General features: G+C 69.2%; 17 protein-coding genes. 13 read left to right on the forward strand and 4 right to left on the reverse strand.

The features are described from left to right. Nucleotides 1-4: 4 nt before the first annotated feature. Together AVR91_RS22950 and AVR91_RS22955 are read left to right on the forward strand one after the other, a co-directional pair. On the forward strand, nucleotides 5-514 hold the full coding sequence (locus AVR91_RS22950; RefSeq protein ID WP_016330660.1) for a SigE family RNA polymerase sigma factor: 510 nt from the start codon (nucleotides 5-7) through the stop codon (nucleotides 512-514). Then, nucleotides 511-1,251, forward strand: a complete 741-nt coding sequence (locus tag AVR91_RS22955) for a hypothetical protein (RefSeq protein ID WP_063275936.1) — start codon at nucleotides 511-513, stop codon at nucleotides 1,249-1,251. The genes AVR91_RS22950 and AVR91_RS22955 overlap by 4 nt, the downstream gene beginning before the upstream one ends. Here AVR91_RS22955 and AVR91_RS22960 read toward each other — a convergent pair whose 3' ends face one another. Then, complete coding sequence (locus AVR91_RS22960; protein WP_076153331.1) at nucleotides 1,252-2,211, reverse strand: Gfo/Idh/MocA family protein; 960 nt, start codon at nucleotides 2,209-2,211, stop codon at nucleotides 1,252-1,254. Continuing rightward, nucleotides 2,208-3,314: a DegT/DnrJ/EryC1/StrS family aminotransferase gene (locus tag AVR91_RS22965; protein ID WP_063275937.1), complete on the reverse strand. Its 1,107-nt coding sequence runs from the start codon at nucleotides 3,312-3,314 to the stop codon at nucleotides 2,208-2,210. The genes AVR91_RS22960 and AVR91_RS22965 overlap by 4 nt, the downstream gene beginning before the upstream one ends. 158 nt (nucleotides 3,315-3,472) lie before the next feature. Here AVR91_RS22965 and AVR91_RS22970 point away from each other — a divergent pair, with 158 nt between their 5' ends. From AVR91_RS22970 to AVR91_RS23000, 7 genes are read left to right on the forward strand one after another with little or no spacing between them, the layout of a single operon-like run. Beyond that, on the forward strand, nucleotides 3,473-4,204 hold the full coding sequence (locus tag AVR91_RS22970) for an acyl-ACP--UDP-N-acetylglucosamine O-acyltransferase family protein (protein WP_063275938.1): 732 nt from the start codon (nucleotides 3,473-3,475) through the stop codon (nucleotides 4,202-4,204). 10 nt (nucleotides 4,205-4,214) lie between these two features. Then, the gene (locus tag AVR91_RS22975; protein WP_063275939.1) at nucleotides 4,215-4,454 is read left to right on the forward strand and encodes an acyl carrier protein; all 240 of its coding nucleotides are present in this window, start codon (nucleotides 4,215-4,217) and stop codon (nucleotides 4,452-4,454) included. Then, nucleotides 4,454-5,179 carry an SDR family NAD(P)-dependent oxidoreductase gene (locus tag AVR91_RS22980; RefSeq protein WP_063275940.1) on the forward strand — a complete coding sequence of 242 codons (726 nt, stop codon included), beginning with the start codon at nucleotides 4,454-4,456 and terminating at the stop codon, nucleotides 5,177-5,179. Before AVR91_RS22975 ends, AVR91_RS22980 begins: the two co-directional genes overlap by 1 nt. After that, nucleotides 5,179-6,576: an AMP-binding protein gene (locus AVR91_RS22985; protein ID WP_063275941.1), complete on the forward strand. Its 1,398-nt coding sequence runs from the start codon at nucleotides 5,179-5,181 to the stop codon at nucleotides 6,574-6,576. The genes AVR91_RS22980 and AVR91_RS22985 overlap by 1 nt, the downstream gene beginning before the upstream one ends. After that, a complete protein-coding gene (locus AVR91_RS22990; RefSeq protein WP_063275942.1) occupies nucleotides 6,573-7,625 on the forward strand; it encodes a LuxE/PaaK family acyltransferase in 1,053 nt (350 codons plus the stop codon). Before AVR91_RS22985 ends, AVR91_RS22990 begins: the two co-directional genes overlap by 4 nt. Continuing rightward, nucleotides 7,622-8,863: an acyl-CoA reductase gene (locus tag AVR91_RS22995; protein ID WP_063275943.1), complete on the forward strand. Its 1,242-nt coding sequence runs from the start codon at nucleotides 7,622-7,624 to the stop codon at nucleotides 8,861-8,863. The genes AVR91_RS22990 and AVR91_RS22995 overlap by 4 nt, the downstream gene beginning before the upstream one ends. Before the next feature lie 34 nt (nucleotides 8,864-8,897). Beyond that, nucleotides 8,898-9,869 carry a lysylphosphatidylglycerol synthase transmembrane domain-containing protein gene (locus AVR91_RS23000; protein WP_063275944.1) on the forward strand — a complete coding sequence of 324 codons (972 nt, stop codon included), beginning with the start codon at nucleotides 8,898-8,900 and terminating at the stop codon, nucleotides 9,867-9,869. A 300-nt stretch (nucleotides 9,870-10,169) separates the two neighbouring features. Here AVR91_RS23000 and AVR91_RS23005 read toward each other — a convergent pair whose 3' ends face one another. After that, entirely contained in the window at nucleotides 10,170-12,110 is a 1,941-nt protein-coding gene (locus tag AVR91_RS23005; RefSeq protein ID WP_063275945.1) for a DUF6541 family protein, read from the reverse strand. A 261-nt stretch (nucleotides 12,111-12,371) separates the two neighbouring features. On the opposite strand from AVR91_RS23005, the gene AVR91_RS23010 reads away from it, so the two are divergent. Genes AVR91_RS23010 through AVR91_RS23020 form a run of 3 tightly spaced genes read left to right on the forward strand, consistent with a single transcriptional unit; the run spans nucleotide 12,372 to nucleotide 16,203 of the window. Then, nucleotides 12,372-13,982 (forward strand): hypothetical protein, encoded by a 1,611-nt coding sequence (locus tag AVR91_RS23010; RefSeq protein ID WP_063275946.1) that lies wholly within the window; start codon nucleotides 12,372-12,374, stop codon nucleotides 13,980-13,982. Further along, nucleotides 13,979-15,415 (forward strand): glycan biosynthesis hexose transferase WsfD, encoded by a 1,437-nt coding sequence (gene wsfD, locus AVR91_RS23015; RefSeq protein WP_063275947.1) that lies wholly within the window; start codon nucleotides 13,979-13,981, stop codon nucleotides 15,413-15,415. The genes AVR91_RS23010 and wsfD overlap by 4 nt, the downstream gene beginning before the upstream one ends. 53 nt (nucleotides 15,416-15,468) lie before the next feature. Then, on the forward strand, nucleotides 15,469-16,203 hold the full coding sequence (locus AVR91_RS23020; protein WP_063275948.1) for a lysophospholipid acyltransferase family protein: 735 nt from the start codon (nucleotides 15,469-15,471) through the stop codon (nucleotides 16,201-16,203). On the opposite strand, the gene AVR91_RS23025 is transcribed toward AVR91_RS23020, so the two are convergent. After that, nucleotides 16,200-17,000, reverse strand: a complete 801-nt coding sequence (locus tag AVR91_RS23025) for a Cof-type HAD-IIB family hydrolase (protein WP_063275949.1) — start codon at nucleotides 16,998-17,000, stop codon at nucleotides 16,200-16,202. The two genes, AVR91_RS23020 and AVR91_RS23025, sit on opposite strands and share 4 nt — an antisense overlap. Before the next feature lie 82 nt (nucleotides 17,001-17,082). Here AVR91_RS23025 and AVR91_RS23030 point away from each other — a divergent pair, with 82 nt between their 5' ends. Continuing rightward, nucleotides 17,083-17,976 carry an LLM class flavin-dependent oxidoreductase gene (locus AVR91_RS23030; RefSeq protein ID WP_063275954.1) on the forward strand — a complete coding sequence of 298 codons (894 nt, stop codon included), beginning with the start codon at nucleotides 17,083-17,085 and terminating at the stop codon, nucleotides 17,974-17,976. The last annotated feature ends 171 nt before the right edge of the window (nucleotides 17,977-18,147 follow it).

Here is an 18,147-nt window from a genome sequence, read left to right on the forward strand (position 1 = left end):
CAGGGTGGCTCGCGGCGATGACGAGTTCGTCGAGTTCGTGCGGAACTCGGCGACGCGTCTTCAGCATGCCGCCTACCTGCTCACCAGCGACCGTCATCAGGCCGAGGACGCCACCCAGACGGCGCTCGCCAAGACGTACGCGGCCTGGTCGCGGGTACGCCGCAAGGACGCCTACGCGTACGCGCGGCAGGTCCTCGTCAACCACGTCATCGACGGCTGGCGGCGCCCGATCCGCGAGAACGCCACGGAGGACATCCCCGAGCAGCCGAGCGGCCTGGACGTCGCCGGTGCCGTCGTCCAGCGGAAATGGCTGCTTGACGCGTTGCGTACGCTCACAGACCGGGAGAGAGCCGTCGTGGTGCTCAGGCACTTCTTCGACTTGAAGGAATCCGATGTGGCCGGCGAACTGGGTGTCTCGGTCGGCACCGTGAAGAGCACCAATTCCCGCGCCCTGACCAAGCTGCGGATCACCGCGGAGGACGGAACGGAACTGATCGGGGGGCTGGGACGATGACCGACCTCGAGACGCTGCGTTCGGCTTTGCGGGAGCCACCCGCCGAAGGGTTCGCCGAGCCCGACCTCGGCGCGATCATGACCAAGGGCAGGCGTATCCGTCGCCGCCGCCGTCTCGCGACCGGTGCGGGCGGAGTCGCCGCCGCCGTGGTGACGGTGCTGGTCATCGTCGGTGCGGTGGCCTTGAGGGAACCCGTTCAGCAGCCGCTCCCGCCCGCCGCGAGCGCGCCGGTCGCCCCCGTCCCGACGATCCCGGCACCGGTGAGCCCGTCGATCACGGCGGCCCCGTCGGCCGCCCCGCTCGGTGACGTGATCCCGCTCGGGTACAAGGGTGAAGGCGGCCGCGAGCTGGTGATCTACGCGTCCGAGATCGACGAGCCGTCGATGCCGGAGGTCCGGTTCGGTCTTCAGGTCGCGTACCGGGACGGCGCGGGCGAATACGAGGCGCTCCTGAGCGCCAACGAATTCAAGGGATCCGACCGGTCGTTCGGCTTCCACGCCGTGGACGGCGGCGACGTGGTCCGGGACACGTTCGTGCCGGTGTTCGGCTACTTCTCCGGTCCGGCGGTGCGGGTCACCAGCACCGTCCGCGGGAAACCGGTCGAGGCCAAGGTGATCCCCTGGAGCGAGGACCCGTCGGTCGTCATCTTCTGGTTCAACCCCGGCCAGGTGGAGTCGCCGTACGTGCTGACCCCCCTCGTCGCGTACGACGCGAAGGGTCAGCGGCTCACCAAGTGATCAGGCCGCGGCCTGCGTCAGCACCTGGTCGACGACGGCGTGCGACGGCAGGATCAGGTCCCGCTCGGTGTCGGCGTCGACCTTGCCTTCGAGCAGGTCGACGAACCGGTCCAGCTGCGTCGCGAGCGGCTCGCGCGCGGTGACCAGCTCCGGGATCTCGATGACGGTCTGCTGCCGGTAGCCGAGGCCGTCCTCGGTGACCGAGTCGTGCGAGACGTGCCGGTAGATGGTGACGTCGCGGCGGAGCAGGTCGATCTCGATCATGCGGTCCAGTTCGGACACCCACAGCGAGCGGACCTTGCGCTGGCCGAGGCGGGAGGCCGAAACCGTGGCGAGCCCGGACTCGAACGACAGCACCGTCTCGATGGTGTCCTCGGCGCCCTCGACCGAACTCGGGTGGAAGTAGCCGGCACCGGAGGCGACCCGCTGCGGGGTCGCGCCACCGAAGAACTGGATCGCCAGGTCGACGTCGTGCACCAGCAGGTCCCACGCGACACCGGTCTTGATCCGCGGTGCGTACGGGCCGTGGCGGCGGGCCATCAGGTGGATCGGCTCGTTGACCAGCGCCCGCGCGGTCATCACGGCCGGGTTGTAGCGCTCCAGGAGCCCGCACATCAGCGGGACGTCCTTCTTCGCCGAAAGCCCGACGATCTCCTGCGAGAACTCGAAGCTGTTGCACACCGGCTTCTCGACCAGCATCGGCTTGCCCTGGCCCAGGATCTCCTGCGCCAGCTCGTAATGCGCCTCGGTGGCCGAAGCGAGCACGACGGCGTCCACATCGGACAACGAGCCGATTTCGGGCGTCCACTGGGTTTCGTAGCGTTCGGCGACCTTGCGGCCCGCCTCTTCGCGCGGGTCGATCACGCGGACGAGGTCCACGCGCTCGTTCGCGGCGAGCACACGGGCGTGCAGCGAGCCCATGTTCCCGGTGCCGATGAGGGCGATCTTGTGGGTGCTCATGCGCCGAGTACCTCGCGAACCGTTTCGATGATGGTGTCCAGGTCGGACTCGGAAAGGTGCGGGTGCACCGGCAGGGAAAGCGCCTGCGCGGCGACGGAAGCGGCCACCGGGAAGTCCTCGACCTTGGCGTCGGGGATCAGCGGGTTGTTCCGGTAGCAGTCGTAGTCGAAGACGATCTTCGGGTAGTAGATCCCGTTGCCGATGCCCCGCTCGGTCAGCGCGGCGGCGAACTCGTCACGCGAGAGCATCGCGTGCGGGCCCACCAGCACGGTGTACTGGTGCCACACGTGCTCACGGCCGGGCAGGACCTGCGGGATGTCGAGGCCCGGGGTGCCGGCGAGGCCTTCGGAAAGGCGCTTCGCGTTGGCCTGGCGGGCGGCGGTGAGCTGGTCCAGCTTCTCCAGCTGCGGGATGCCGACGGCGGCGTGCAGATCGGTCATCCGGTAGTTGTGCCCGGCGACCTCGTACTGGTACCGGGCGCGCATGCCCTGGTTGCGCAGCACGCGCAGGCTGTCGGCCAGCTCGTCGTCGTCCGTGGTGATCACGCCGCCCTCGGCGGTGGTCACGTTCTTGGTGGCGTACAAGGAGAAGCAGCCGATCCCGAAGGAGCCCGACGGCTTGCCCTGGAACGACGCGCCGACGGCCTGCGCCGAGTCCTCGATGACCTTGAGACCGTGCTCGGCGGCCAGCGGCGCGAGCTTGCCCATGTCCGCGGTCTGCCCGTAGAGGTGCACGGGCATGAGGACCTTGGTGCGGTCGGTGATCGCGGCGGCGACGGCGTCCGGGTCGATCGCGAAGTCGTCGCGCCGGATGTCGGCGAAGCGGACGGTCGCGCCGGCTTCCAGGATCGCGTTCAGCGTCGCCACGAAGGTGAACGGCGAGGTGACGACCTCGTCGCCCGGCTTGAGGTCGAGCGCCTGGATGGCGGCGACCAGCGCGGTGGTGCCGTTGTTGACGGCGATCGCGTGCTTCGTGCCGGAAACGCTCGCGAACGCGTCCTCGAAGCGCTTGACCATCGGTCCCTGTGCGATGGCGCCGGATCGCAGCACCTCGACGACGAGGTCCTCCGCGTCACGGACGTCGACCACGGTAATGGGGATCATCTGCAAGTCTCTCTCGACTGGGCGTTCTGGTGCGTCCGGTACAGTGAGCCGCCGGTTCTGCGCCCGGCCGCCCCCTCTGGCGCGGGCCACACGTTACCGGGACCGCCGAAGCGGCCATTACCCCAGGCTGCCTCCAGCCACAACGAACGGATCTTCACGTGGTGAACCGCATCCACCCGACAGCAGTCATCGGCGAGGGTGTCGAGCTCGGGGAAGACAACGTCATCGGACCGTTCACGGTCATCGTGGGCCCCACCCGCATCGGGGACGGCAACTGGATCGGCCCGCACGTCACCATCGGGACCCCGGGCGAGGACCGGGGCCGCGAGCATCCCGCCGCCTGGGAGGCCGCGCCGAACGGTGATCCCGATCACGACGGCCACGGCGTCGTCATCGGCAGCCGGAACCGGATCCGCGAGTACGTCAGCGTCCACCAGGGCACCTGGCGCACGACCACCATCGGCGACGGCGGCTACTTCCTCCGCGGCTCGCACATCGCCCACGACTGCCTGGTCGAGGACGCCGTCACGGTCGCCTCGAACGTCATCACCGGCGGCCACTGCCACATCTGGTCCGGGGCGAACCTGGGCATGGGCGCGATCCTGCACCAACGGGTCGTCATCGGCCCCGGCGCGATGGTCGGGATGAGCTCCGCGGTCCGCAAGGAGGTGGGCGCGTTCACCATCGCCGTCGGCAACCCCGCCCGGGTGACCGGCGTCAACACGGTGGGACTGTCCCGCCGCGGCCTGGACGAGGCCGCCATCGAGGCGCTGGGACCGTGGCTGAAGGGTAAGGCCGGTCTCCCTGAGGACGGGCTGGCCGACCGGCTGCCCGGCGACCTCTCTACCTTGGTGAAGGCGTGGGACGCCCGTCCACGCGACGATCATTAGGAGTACGGACATGGCGGATGTCGCCGGCAAGCTGCGTGAGGTCTTCGTCGAGGCGCTGGACCTCGACGGCGAGGTCGACGTCGAGAACCTGAAGTACCGCGACATCGAGGCCTGGGACTCGGTCGGTCACATGGCGCTGGTCGCGGCCATCGAGGACGAGTTCGATGTGGAGTTCGACACCGACCAGGTGATCGACATGTCCAGCTTCAAGGTCGCCGTCGACATGGTGACCGACCTCCAGTCCAAGTGATGCTGGACGGAAAGGTCGCCCTGGTCACCGGGGGCACCCGGGGCATCGGGCTGGCCACCGCGCGGGCGCTCGCCGAGGCGGGCGCCACCGTGGTGCTGACCGGCCGCGACGAGGCGAAGGCCAAGGAAGCGGCGGCCGCGGCGGGGGCCGCGAGCGGGCTCGCCCTGGACGTCACCGACGCCAAAGCGGTGTCGACGCTGGTCCGCGGGGTGGCCAAGGAACACGGCAAGCTCGACATCGTGGTCGCCAACGCCGGGATCATGGAGGACGCGCTCCTCGGCATGATCCGCGAGGAACTGATCGACACCACGCTGAGCACGAACGTCGCAGGCACGCTGCACACCGTCCAGGCCGCGGCCAGGGCGATGATGCGCAAGAAGACCGGCGCCATCGTGGTGCTGGCTTCGATCGTCGGCGAGCACGGAAGCGCCGGTCAGACGGTGTACGCGGCCTCGAAGGCGGCGGTGGCGAACATCGCGCGCTCGGCCGCGAAGGAACTCGGCCGGTCCGGGATCCGGGTCAACGCGGTGGCGCCCGGCGTCATCGACACCGACCTGACCTCCGGCCTGACGGAGGACGCCAAGGCCGAGAACATCGGCAAGACCCCGCTGGGGCGCCTCGGGACACCCGAGGACGTGGCGAACGCGATCCGGTTCCTCGTCAGTGATGACGCTTCGTTCATCACCGGGCAGGTGCTGGGCATCGATGGAGGATTAGTTCTCTGATGACCCTTCTGGGTGTGGGTGCGCGACTGATCGACGTCACGAGCGGCAGGACGCTCGAAGGCGAGGAACTCGACACCGAGGTCACCCGCGTGGGTGCCGCGTTGTCGCTGCTGCCGCCGGGCGCGCTGTTCGCGCGGATGTCGGTGGACCTGGACAGCGTCCTGAACTACCTCGGCGCGTTCGAGGCGGGCCGCGCGATCGCGCTGATCGACCCGACGCTGGACGCCGACGTCCTGGCGGGGCTCATCGAGCGTTTCCGCCCGGCCGCCGTGCTGTCCGCGCCGGACGCGCCCGCACCCGAGGGGTACGGCGTCTCCGACGGCCACTGGGTCCGGAAGTCCGCCGAAGGTGTCGAGCCGCATCCGCAGCTCGCGGTCTTGTTACCGACCAGCGGTTCCACCGGCAACCCGAAGCTGGTCCGGCTCTCCCGCGGCGCGATGTACGCCAACGCCGACGCGATCGCCGAGGTGCTCGGTATCGACCGCCACGAGATCGCGCCGACCAGCCTCCCGCTGCACTACAGCTACGGCTTGTCCGTGCTGAACTCGCACCTCGTCCGCGGCGCGACCGTCGTCATCGAGCCCTCCGGCGTGCTCGGGCGCGGATTCTGGGACGCGGTCAACGAGCACAAGGTCACCTCGCTCGCCGGGGTTCCGTACCACTACGAGATGTTGCGGCGCCTGAAGTTCGACCCGGCGAAGTACCCGACGCTGCGCACACTGACCCAGGCCGGCGGCAAGCTCCGCGACGATCTCGTCGCTCAGTTCAACGACAAGATCCGCGAGGTCGGCGGGCGGATGTTCGTGATGTACGGGCAGACCGAGGCCGCCCCGCGGATGACCACCGTCCCGGCGGAACGGCTGGCGGAGAAGCTCGGTTCGGCCGGGCCCGCGTTGCCCGGCGGTTCGTTCGTCATCCGGCGTGAGGACGGTTCCGAGACCACGCATCCGAAGATCGTCGGCGAGGTCGTCTACCGCGGGCCCAACGTGATGATGGGCTACGCCGAGGACGAGGCCGGGCTGGCCGCGGGCGACGAATACGGCGGCGTGCTGGCCACCGGCGACCTCGGCTACCTCGACGAGGACGGGTTCCTCTACATCACCGGACGCCTCAAGCGGATCGGCAAGGTCTTCGGCAACCGCGTCAGCCTGGATGATCTCGAGCACGCCGTGCGTTCGGCTTCGGTGGGGATCGACGTCGTGGCCGCCGTCCCGGCCGGGGACAAGGTCGTCCTGTTCGCCGAAGGAGCCGACAAGGACATCTGCAAGGACGCCGCGAAGGCGCTGTCCGAGCGGCTGCACCTGCACACCAGCGGGTTCGACGTCCGCCCCATCGACACCGTGCCGCTGCTGGCCAGCGGCAAGATCGACTACCGGTCGCTGGAGGCCCAGGTATGAGCGTCTTTACGTTGTCCCAGGCCGAGCGCGAGAAGCACTTGCTTCCGCAGCTCGCCGAACTGACCGCGCACCACCGCGAGAACTCCGAGGGCTACGAGCGCATCCTGTCGTCGCTCGGTATCGCGCGGGACGCTTCGTTCGGCTCCATCGCGGACCTGCCGTGGCTGCCGGTGCGGATGTTCAAAACGCACGACCTGCGCAGCATCCCCGAGTCCGAGATCTTCAAGACGCTGACCTCCTCGGGCACCACCGGCGCGGGCGCGTCCCGGATCTACCTGGACAAGGACGCCGCCGGCGCGCAGACCAAGCAGCTCGGTGCCACGCTGCAGGAAGTCCTCGGTGGCGAGCGCCTGCCGATGCTGATGGTCGACACGATCGGCATCATCAAGAACCGCCGCTCGTTCTCCGCGCGCGGCGCGGGCGTGCTGGGCATGGCGAACTTCGGCCGCAAGCACACCTACGTGCTCGACGAGAACGACCAGCCGGACGTCGAGGCGGTCAAGACGTTCCTGGCGACCTATGGCGACAAGCCGTTCCTGATCTTCGGCTTCACCTTCATGGTGTGGCAGTACCTCTACGAGGTCGCCCGCGAGCACAAGCTCGACCTCTCCAACGGGATCCTGATCCACTCCGGCGGCTGGAAGAAGCTGATCGACCGTGCGGTGGACAACACCGAGTTCCGCCGTCGCTTCAAAGAGGACACCGGGCTCACCCGGATCCACAACTACTACGGGATGATCGAGCAGATCGGCACCGTGTTCCTCGAAGGACCGTCCGGGAACTCGTTGTACTGCCCCGATTTCGCCGACGTGGTGATCCGGAACCCGGAGACCTGGGAAGAGCAGCCGGTCGGCGAGCCCGGGGTGATCGAGGTCGTCAGCACGCTGCCGCGTTCGTACCCGGGCCACGTCCTGCTCACCGAAGACCTCGGTGTCTACAACGGGATCGACGACGGCGACTGGCCGGGCAAGCACTTCTCGGTCATGGGCAGGCTGCCCAAGGCCGAAGCCCGTGGTTGCTCGGACACCTTCCAGGGAGCGGCGGCATGAGTCTCAACCAGCGTTTTCCGCTCGGCGACGCGATCGAGGTCTCCTCGCTGGTCGACGAGCTGCGGGCCGAACCCGTCGGCGGACGGCTCCGCGTGGGCGATCCGCGCGTCGTCGAGTTCCTGACGAAGTTCGCGCGCAAGCTGCTCGCCCCCGCGACGGCCCGTCGCTTCCCGGAGCTGGCGTCCCTCGGTTTCTTCCTGCGCAAGGGAGAGATCGCCAAGACACTGTCCACTTTGGAGACTTCCGGCGACGCGCTGCGCTTCCCGCGCGGGCTGGTCTTCCACGTGCCGCCCGCCAACGTCGACACGATCTTCGTGTACTCGTGGGCGCTCTCGGCGCTGGCGGGCAACCACAACGTCGTCCGCGTCTCCTCGCGTTCGGCCGGTGCCGCCGAGACGGTGCTGGAGGCACTGAACGCCGCACTGTCCGAAGTGGACGCCGACACCGCCGCCGCGATCACCGCGACGCAGCGCATGGTCACCTACGACCGCAGCGACGAGATCAGCGGTGCGCTGTCGGTCGCCGCGGATCTGCGGGTGATCTGGGGCGGCGATGCTTCGGTCGCCGCGCTGCGCAAGTACCCGCTCGCGCCGCACGCGCGTGACCTGACCTTCCCGGACCGGTCGTCGTTCGCGGTCGCGTCGGTACGCGGCTGGCAGAACGCCTCCGAGGCCGAGCGCCGCGGTGCCGCCGAGGGCTTCTACAACGACTCGTACTGGTTCGACCAGGCCGCCTGCTCGTCGCCGCGCGCGGTGTTCTGGGTCGGCGAGGAAGAGGGCGCTCGCGAAGCCGGGCAGGAGTTCCGGAAGCTGCTCGCCGAGGTGCTGGCGACGAAACAGCACGTCACCGAGCCGGCCATGGCCGTGCAGAAGCGGGTCTCCGCGTACGGCGCGGCCGTCGACGGGCTCGTCAACGGCATCGAGTTCCAGGGCAACGGCATCGCGACGCTCGAACTGGCCGACCCTGCGGTCCTCCCGCGCGAATGGCTCGGCGCGGGCACTTTCGCCAACGCCCGCGTCGACACGCTTTCCGACCTCGTACCGATCGTGCTCCGCAAAGATCAAACCGTCGGACAATTCGGCTTCACCAAAGAAGAATTGACGGAATTCGTGACGGAATTGGCCGGCCGCGGCGTCGACCGGGTCGTTCCCTTCGGCTCGGCCCTGACGTTCTCCGCGATTTGGGACGGCTACGATCTGCTGACCGAGTTCAGCCGCTTGGTGACCGTACAGGCCTGACCTGCGGTGACGGGGTAGCAGCAGAGGAGGTTCAGTGACGACGGTCGAAACGCCCGAAGAGGACACTTCGGTTGCGGTAAAACAACCGAAATCCACGAAGGCGAAGATCCTCGACGTCGTCCGCTGGGTCGCCATCCTGCTGGTCGTCGGTTTCGCGGCGAAGACCTTGGTCACCAATTGGGGTGAATTCTGGCGGACCTTGTCCGAGGTCGCGTGGGAATCCTCCACGTTGAGCCTGCTCGCGCTCATCGCCGCGATCATGGTGTCGACCTACGGCTGGCAGGTCATGGTCGACGACCTCGGCAAGCCGATCGGCTACGCGAGGGGCGCGCAGATCTGCCTCGTCGGCTCGCTCGGCAAGTACGTGCCGGGTTCGGTCTGGGCGTACCTGCTGCAGATGGAGCTGGGCCGCAAGGCCGGGCTCGCCAGGGCCCGGATCTTCACCGGCTCGCTGATCCAGCTCGGCGTCGGCGTGGTGTCCGCGCTGGTCGTCTCGCTGCTCGCGGCCCCCGCGGTGTTCAGCAACAGCCCGCGGGCGCTGTGGCTGTTCGTGCTCATCCCCGTCGGGCTGGCGATGCTGCACCCGCGCGTGCTCACCTGGGGCACGTCGCTGGTGCTGCGGATCCTGCGCCGCCCGCCGCTGGACCACCGGCTGAGCTGGTCGGTCGTCGGGAAGGTCTTCGGCTCGTCGACGGCCGCCTGGGCGCTGCAGGGCGTGCACCTGTGGCTGCTGGCGAACTCCGTCGGCACGCCCGGGTTCAGTGGTTTCGTGCTGTGCGTCGGCGCGATGGCGGTCGCGATGACCGTCGGGACGTTCGCGTTCATCCTGCCCAGCGGCGTCGGCGTCCGTGAGGTCGCGCAGGTCGCCGTGCTGACCGCGTCGGGTCTCACCGTCGTCCAGGCGACGGCGTTCGCCATCGCCTCGCGGGTGATGTTCACCGTCGCGGACCTGATCACCGCCGGCGGCGCCGCCCTGTCGGCCCGCCTCGTCACCTCCCGCGTTTAGTCCTCTGAATGTGGTCGGTGTAGCCGATTTCCACTCACGAGACGTGCCCCATCGCTTCGGTGGTTGCGCGTGTTTGAGGGGACGGCGCGTGTGATCAGGTGGACGACACGTGTGACTGGATGGACGACACACATGTCACCGGGGCCTGGCCCCGAGTCGTCCGCCTGATCACGCGTGTCGGCCATCCAGTCACGCGAGATCGCCACCCGCGCAGCGGCAGAGGCAACTGAGACAGGGTCGGTTCTAACCGAATCTCCACTCACGACCCGTATCCGCCCAGCATTCAGAGGACGAAACGCGTCAGCGGTTCACCCGGTAGATGACGGCGTCGGGGTTCCGGTACACCTCGGTCACGAAGTTCAGCCCGTCCAGATCGCGCAGGCCCGCCTGACGCGGGGCGCCGGTCGGGTAGCCGTACTGCCCGAGGATCACCCACCGCACGTTCAGCCGCGCCACCGCCTCCCGAACCTGGGTGTTCGACGGATACTCCCGGAAGTGCCACTCCAGCAGCCGAGCGTCCGACGGCGAAAGCGTCTCGTCGAAATGCCCGGAAGTCGTGCGGACGCCCGAGAGCGCGTAGGTCCAAACCGTCCCGTCCAGCCGGTCGTTCAGCGCGCGCTCGCCCGGTTTCACGAACTCGGCGAGCTTCTCCATCGCGACGACCTCGTCCGGGCTCACCGGCAGTTTGTGCGGGTCGACGCCGGGGGTGTTCGCGTAACCGGGCGCGACCTTCTCCGCGTTCGACGGCGCGTAGAAACCGTTGCTGAGGAAGGCGAACGCGCCGAACACCACCACCGCGACGGCGAACGCGGGCACCTTCCGGTGCGCGACGACGTTGTCCCGCAGCCACGCCTGCGTCTCGGCGAGGCCGTGCGCCGCGATGATCGACAGCGGGATCGCCGCCATCGACATGAACCGGTACGGGTCGTTCCACCACGGCCGGGACAGCGCCAGCACGATCGGCTGCTCGGACGACGTCACCGCGATGTAGGCGAGCCCGGTGATCAACGCCGTGACCCCGATCCAGCGCAACGCGCCCGCGCGCGAGAAGAAGATGAAGCCCAGCAACAACGCCACCGAAAGCCAGATCTGCGGATACGGCTCGTGGTGCTGGAAGCCGAGCAGCGCGCCGAGCGCCGTCGTCGCCCGCCATTCGACCGGCCAGCTGCGGTAGGGCACGTCGCCGCTAGCGAGCCCGATCGCGCCGAACAGTTGCAGCCACGCCACGAGGATCGCGACGACACCGACGATCGCCAGCGCACGCAGGTCCCGGCCGATCCGCCGCCACCGTTCCCCTGGCGCGAGCCACCGCTGCAGCAGGAGCGGGCCGGCGAACAGGATCGCGCCGAACAATGCCGACGAGTGCACGCACAGCAGTCCGACGGCGCCCGCCAGCAGTACGAACCCGGTGTCGGGCGCGGGCCGGTCGAGGTAGCGCTTCACCGCGACGGCGGCCAGCGGCGTCAGCGCGAGGCCGAGCAGGAACGGGAGCAAAGGTCCCCTGCTCATCGATTCGTACAGGCCCATCACCGGCGCGATGGAGACGAGGGCGACGGCACCCGCGAACACCGCGCGCCCACGGAACACGCGCACCATCGTGACCAGCGACAACGCCAGCAGGGCGGGCAGCAACGCGGTGTTCACGTCCACGGCCAGCGGGATGGTCGCCGGGCTCAGCAGGTACACCACGGACGCGAGCAGGTGGTACGCGTTGGGATAGAACACCGGTGCCGCGTCGCCGTACCAGTTCACCTCGCCGGTGCCGAACAGGCTGCCGTCCCCGGTTTCGGCGATCTGCCGGACGCCGTTCGCGTGATACACCGCGTCGAACCCCTGCGGGATGGCGTCCAGCCTGCCCATCCCGCGTACCGCCGCGTACATCCCGACGGCGGCCGCGAGCAGCAGGCACGCCCCGACGGCGAGGTGCCCGGACCGTCCCCACAGCGGTTCCTCCGGGGCGGGCGGCCACCGGCGCACCGTGAGCCGCCGCAGGCCGAACGCGATACCGGCGAACACCACCGTCGCGACCGCGTACGTCATAGGATTGAACGGGAGCCCGAGCGCGGCCGCCCACGGGCCCGCGAGCCCGCCGATGGCGTAGCTCAGCAACGGCGTCATCCCCGCGAGCACCCAGCCCCGCAGGCCGGCGGCGAGCCCGGTGAGCAGACCGGGAAGGCCGATGACGAGCAGCGCGACGACCACCGTGAGGACGTCGACGGACAGGGAGGTGTGGGTGGGCACGGGCTACCTCGGGTGGGGAATCCGCACAGAACCCCCGAGGTGCGGAACGGAATGGGAAGCCAGATTAACCGCCGGGCACCGTTACCCGAAGGAGTCACATCCTGCCGGGCAAACCGGCGGAACTTTGCCTACTTTGCGCACACTTGCTGGCCCATTCGTGTCAATTGACTGCGCCGAAAGAAACACCTTGCCGCGATGATCGATACTTGACCGTAGTCTTTCGGTCAGGGGAGTGGCTCGGCCCGGGAGGGTGGGGATCAGGTGGTGGTCGCGCTTGTCGTCGCCTGGTCCGCGGTCGCGATCTTCGTGCTGGTGGCCTGGCCCAAGATCGGCGCGGACAAGGGCTGGCGCGCCGCCGCGCTGCTGCTGACCCTCGGTTTTTCGCTGGTGCACCAGCTGGTGTTTTCGACCATCGCGGAAGACGCGTACATCACCTTCCGGTACGTCCAGAACATCGCCGACGGCAATGGGCCGGTGTTCAACACCGGCGAGCGGATCGAGGGTTACACGAATTTCCTCTGGATGATCGTGGTCGCGTTGCCGAAGGCCGCTTTCGGGGCCGATATCGAGGCCTCCGCGGTCGTGCTGGGCGTTCTCGCCACGCTCGGCGCCGTCCTGCTCGCGTACGTGACGGTGAACCGGGTGGTCGCGCGGGCCGCGGGGGAGCCGCGGCCCGCCTACGGGGTGGCCGCGGCGGTGCTCGTCGCCGGAGCCGGGGGCCTGGCCGCGTACGGCGGCTCCGGCACCGAGACGCCCTTGTTCGTGCTGCTCGTGTTCGGCGTCTTCGCCGCGCTCGCGGCCCGGCGGCCGGTGGTCGCGGGGGTGCTCGTGGCCTTCGCGATGATGACGCGCCCGGCGGGGATCCTGCTCGCGGTGCTGGTGGGGTGCTGGCTGGTCGTCGCCGCCCTGCGCGGCCGGTATACCTGGTGGTCGCCGGTGGGCTGGCTGCTCGGCGGGCTCGTCTTCGCCGCGCCCTGGACGGCCTGGCGGGTGACCTACTACGACCACGTCCTGCCGACCTCGGTCGTCATCCCCTTCGACCTCGACGTCCAGTCCCGGATCGACCGCGGTTGGCAGTACCTGTCGGGGTTCTCGGTGGCCCACCAAGGTTTCCTGCTGCTCGGCCTGATTTCGGTGGGGGCGCTTTCGCTGCGCCGCACCGGCCGGACCCCGCACGAGGCCGAGGCCAGATCGCTGACCTGGCTGATGCTCGGCACCGCCGTCGGGCTCACCGGTTTCGTGGTCTTCTTCGGCGGCGACGCCGGGCCGGCCTGGCGCTTGCTGGCGCCGATCCCGCCGCTGCTTTCGGTGGCGGCGGTCTCGGTCTACGGCGTACTCGTCGCGACCGCGAAGCCGAGCCCTAGGCCCCGGCCGCCGATCCAACGGCTGATGCCCGCCGCCGCGGTGACGTTGTCCGGGCTCGCGGTGCTGGTGTCGGTGTTCAGCCCGGAGATGCTGGGCCGGGTGCGTGCCTGGCACGACCACGGCGCGCAGATGGAGGAGATCGGCCGCTGGCTGGACGCCTACCTGCCGCCCGGTTCGGTCGTGAGCACGTCGGCGCCCGGCGTGCTGTCGTACCACGCCGGGACGCAGCTGCAGATCGTCGGCGTCCGCGGCCAGACGGAGGAAGCGGGGGAGGCCGTCGTCTCCCGGCGCCATCCGACGATCGCCGTCATCACCGACAGCGGTTACTCGACGAAGCAATCCTGCGCGATCGACCCGGCGTACGCGGCGAGGTACCGCGTCGCGACTTTCGCGCGTGAAGGAAGCTCGTCGTGGATCGCCGTGTTCCTGCGGGCGGACGTCGAGCGGGCGGTCAGGTCGGCCCTCGACCGCTCGCCCGATTTCCGCCACGTACCGTGCCCTGCGTGAGTGTCGTTTCCCCCAGCAGACCGGCAGCGCTCGAAGCATCCTCGCGCCTGTTCGGCGTCGGCGTGTTCGCCGCCGCGCTCACCGTGCTGCTGGTGCGGTTCCTCGTGCCGAGGCCGGTCGCGATGGCCGACAACGGTGACGGGTTCCGCGTGCTGTGCGGCGCGGGCATCCCGTGGAAGGGCAAGCCGGAGGGCTTCGTCCACCTCGCCTACACCGCCCCGGCCGGTGAATGCGACGCCACCTATCTCCTGACCCAGAGCTGGTTCGCGCGGATCGCGCGGTCGATCGGCGGGCTGATCGGCCTCGAATCGACGCTCAGCCTGGTGGTGCTCGGCGTGCTCACCAGCGTTCTCGCCGCCGCGGCGGTCGCGCTGATCGTCGTCGGGCTGCCGTACTCGCGCCGTGTCCGTGTCTTCGCGGCCGTCGGCCTGCTGCTCGTCGTCGCGGACTCCGCGTTCTTCGGCTACTTCGCGTCCGTGCTCGGCGAAGGCGCCGCGTTCCTCGGTCTCCTGCTCGCCGTCGGCGGCCTTCTGGTGTCCGCGAGGCCGGGCTGGTGGCGCTACGCGGGCTTGACCGTGCTGCTCTTCGGCGGCGTGATCGCGGTCAACGCCAAGGTCCAGACGCTGATGATCCTGCCGTTGCTCGCGCTCGCCGCGTTGCTCGTCCGCCCGGCGGGCGTCCACGGCCTGAAGCGCTGGCTTCCCGTGGTGTTCGTCATCGGCGCGCTCACCGGGGGAACGGCCTACGCGCAGCAGACCGTCGAGCCCGCGAAGCTGCCCGACGGCTCCCTCGCAGCGCGGCCGGGTGACGATTCACGGGAGATCAACATGTTCAACACGATCTTCCTGACCATTGTGGACGGTCGGCACGACACCGAAGCCGATCTCGAAGCCTTGGGGCTGCCCGCCTCGTTCGGCCAGTACGCGGGCAACGGCTGGTGGCATCCGAAGCCCGCGACGCTGGATCCCGATTACCCGAAGTATCGCGAGCAGATCAGCAGGCGCAACGTCATCGAGTACTTCGCGACGCATCCCTTCCGCACCGTCGAGATCCTGGACCGCGCGGCGGGCGATCTGCTCACCGCGCGGCCGCCCTACCTCGGCAGCTTCGACCAGTCGGCCGGCTTCGCCCCGGAAGCGCAGGAATACCGCGTCCCGATAGTTTCGACCGTGACGAAACTGCTGGCCCCGCTGGGTTTCTTCGCGCTGTTGCCGATATGGGCCTTGGTCGCTTGGCGTGGCTGGAAGACCCGGCGCACCGCGCTCGGTGTCGTGCTGGGTCTCCTGCTCGCCGTCGCCGCCGGGCAGTTCGTGCTGGCCGCGCTGGGCGACGGGCTGGAGAACGTCAAACACCAGGTGATCGCGCTGTACTGCACGCTGCTCGGCGTCGTCCTGGCGGTGGTGTCCTTCGCGCGCCCGGAGCGCTCGGAGTGATGTGACCTACGCGACCGTAGGTTGGTTACCCTACGGTAGCGTAACCTGAACGAATGGCTGAGCTCGTTTACCCGCCCGTCATCATGGCGGCGAAGTTGATGTTCCGGGTGCTGGACAACCGCATCCGGGTGGAGGGGACCGAGCACATCCCGTCGTCGGGCGGGGCGGTCATCGCCTGCAACCACGTGAGCTATCTCGATTTCATCTTCTGCGGCCTCGGCGCGCAGCCGGCGAAACGCCTGGTCAGGTTCATGGCGAAGAAGGAGATCTTCAGCAACCGCGTCGCCGGACCGCTCATGCGCGGCATGCACCACATCTCCGTCGATCGCGGCGCGGGTCTCGCCTCGTACCGGGAAGCCGTCGAGCGCCTGAAGGCCGGCGAGGTCGTCGGGGTGTTCCCCGAAGCGACGATCAGCCGGTCGTTCACCGTGAAGGACATCAAGTCCGGCGCCGTCCGGATGGCCGCCGAGGCGGGTGTCCCGGTCGTGCCGATGGCGCTGTGGGGCACGCAGCGGCTGTGGACCAAGGGCCGCCCGAAGGACCTCACCAAACGCCACGTCCCGATCTCGATCCTCGTCGGCGAGCCGATGCACCCGAAGGCCGACGATGACGCCGAAGTGCTTTCGAAGGACCTTCGCGTGCGGATGTCGGCGCTCGTGGACCGCGTCCAGGCCGACTATCCGGAGAAGCCGGCCTCCGAGGACGAGCGCTGGTGGTTGCCCGCGCACCTCGGCGGCACCGCGCCGACGCCGGAAGAGGCCGCGAAGCTCGACCGCGAAGGCCGCTAGAACCAGCGCTCCAGCACCTGCGCGACGCCGTCCTCGGAATTCGGCCCCGTCACCTCGTCGGCGGCGTCGAGGGCGTAGCGGTGCCCGTTGGCCATCGCGACGCCGTGCCCGGCCCAGCCGAGCATCTCGACGTCGTTCGGCATGTCCCCGAACGCGATCACCCGCTCGGCCGGCACGTCCAGCCGTTCGGCGACCTCGGCCAGCCCGGTCGCCTTCGTGATGCCGTGCGCGGCGACCTCGATCAGGCCGGTGTTGGTCGAGTAGGTGATGTCCACCGAGCCGTCGAGCACCTCGCGCGCCGCCCGCGCCATCTCGTCGGAGTTCATCCCGCGCCTGCTGATCAGCAGTTTGATCGCCGGATGCCCGAGCACCTCGGCCCGCGGTGCCTCCGTGCCCTCGTGGTTGCCCCACGGGTTGTGATAGTCCGGCTCGATCACGAAATTGCGCATCCCCGGGTCGAGCGCGGACTCGCCGACCCGCTCCGCGGCGAACCGGCAGCCGGGCAGAGCGTGATCAAGAGCACTCACCGTGTCGTGCAGCAGCTGGGGTTCCAGCAGGCCGTGGACCGCCACGATCCGGTCCGTCCCGATCTCGTACAGCACCGCGCCGTTGGCGCAGACCGCGTATCCGGCCAGGCCCAGCGGGTTCGCGATCGGGGCGATCCAGCGCGGCGGACGGCCGCTGGCCAGCACGAACGGGACTCCGTCCTCGATGACGCGCCGGACGACGTCGATCGTGCGTTCGGACAGGACCTCCAGCGGGCCGAGCAGGGTGCCGTCGACGTCGGATGCGATCAAGAGGGGCTTATCCACCGGCACATTGTCCCCGAAGATCCGCCCATCGGGCGAAGTGTCGGTCTGGACCAGTACCTTCCCGGGTGTGCGCGTAGGCATCGTGATCCTTCCGGAAGATCGTTGGTGGGCGGCCGAGCCGAAATGGCGGGCCGCCGAGGAATACGGCTTCGACCACGCTTGGACGTACGACCACCTCGGCTGGCGGACTCTCGTCGACGGCCCCTGGTTCAGTGCGATGCCAACGTTGACGGCGGCCGCGATGGTGACGTCGCGGATCAGACTGGGCACCTTCGTGGCTTCGCCGGTCGCCCGGCATCCCGTGCCGTTCACCCGCGAGCTGACCACCCTCGACGACATCTCCGACGGCCGCTTCATCCTCGGCGTGGGCGCGGGCGTCCCGGACACCCACTACGACGCCGCCGTGCTCGACGGCCCCGCACTGTCGGTCAAGCAGCGCACGGACCGCTTCACGGAGTTCGTCGAATCGCTCGACGGGCTCTTGATGACCGACGGCTTCGACTTCGAGGGCGAGTACTACCGGGCCAAGGGCGCCCGCAACCTGCCCGGCTGCGTGCAGCGGCCGCGGCTGCCGTTCCTGGTGGCCGCGAACGGCCCCCGCACGATGACGCTCGCCGCGCGGTTCGGCGCGGGCTGGGCCACCACCGGCGTCAAGGCGGACACCCAGGACGAGTGGTGGAAGGGCGTCGCGGAGCTCGTGAAGACCTTCGACGAGCGGCTCGACGCCGTGGGCCGGGACAAGGCGAGCGTGCAGCGGTTCCTGAGCCTCGACGCGGCACCGGTCTTCTCGCTCGACAGCGTGGGCGCGTTCACCGACGCCGCCGGGCGGGCCGGTGAACTCGGGTTCACCGACATCGTCACGCATTGGCCGAGGTCCGGCGATTACTACGTCGGCCGCGAGTCGACGCTCGAAGCGGTCGTCAGCGACGTACTCCCGGTACTCCAGGGAAGAAGCGCTTAGGCCGATCGGGTGACGTTGGCGAGCCGGGTAAACCGGTTCCGCCCAGTAGTCGTCTGAAGAACAAGTACAGCGAGTGGGTGTGGCCGACGACGGCTACCCCTCATGGGTCACCCCGGGGGTGAATGGGGGACGAAAGGCTCGCGTGGTCGTGGCAGGGGCAGTCCACGACCA

The sequence above is a fragment of the Amycolatopsis keratiniphila subsp. keratiniphila genome, from assembly GCF_001620365.2.
Classification (GTDB): Bacteria; Actinomycetota; Actinomycetes; order Mycobacteriales; family Pseudonocardiaceae; genus Amycolatopsis; species Amycolatopsis keratiniphila.

Excerpts from the sequence above, each read along its gene's own strand:
- AVR91_RS22955 (WP_063275936.1), top strand. The coding sequence starts at position 511 with ATGACCGACCTCGAGACGCTGCGTTCGGCTTTGCGGGAGCCACCCGCC.
- AVR91_RS22960 (WP_076153331.1), bottom strand. The coding sequence starts at position 2,211 with ATGAGCACCCACAAGATCGCCCTCATCGGCACCGGGAACATGGGCTCG.
- AVR91_RS22965 (WP_063275937.1), bottom strand. The coding sequence starts at position 3,314 with ATGATCCCCATTACCGTGGTCGACGTCCGTGACGCGGAGGACCTCGTC.
- AVR91_RS22975 (WP_063275939.1), top strand. The coding sequence starts at position 4,215 with ATGGCGGATGTCGCCGGCAAGCTGCGTGAGGTCTTCGTCGAGGCGCTG.
- AVR91_RS22980 (WP_063275940.1), top strand. The coding sequence starts at position 4,454 with ATGCTGGACGGAAAGGTCGCCCTGGTCACCGGGGGCACCCGGGGCATC.
- AVR91_RS22985 (WP_063275941.1), top strand. The coding sequence starts at position 5,179 with ATGACCCTTCTGGGTGTGGGTGCGCGACTGATCGACGTCACGAGCGGC.
- AVR91_RS22990 (WP_063275942.1), top strand. The coding sequence starts at position 6,573 with ATGAGCGTCTTTACGTTGTCCCAGGCCGAGCGCGAGAAGCACTTGCTT.
- AVR91_RS22995 (WP_063275943.1), top strand. The coding sequence starts at position 7,622 with ATGAGTCTCAACCAGCGTTTTCCGCTCGGCGACGCGATCGAGGTCTCC.
- AVR91_RS23020 (WP_063275948.1), top strand. The coding sequence starts at position 15,469 with ATGGCTGAGCTCGTTTACCCGCCCGTCATCATGGCGGCGAAGTTGATG.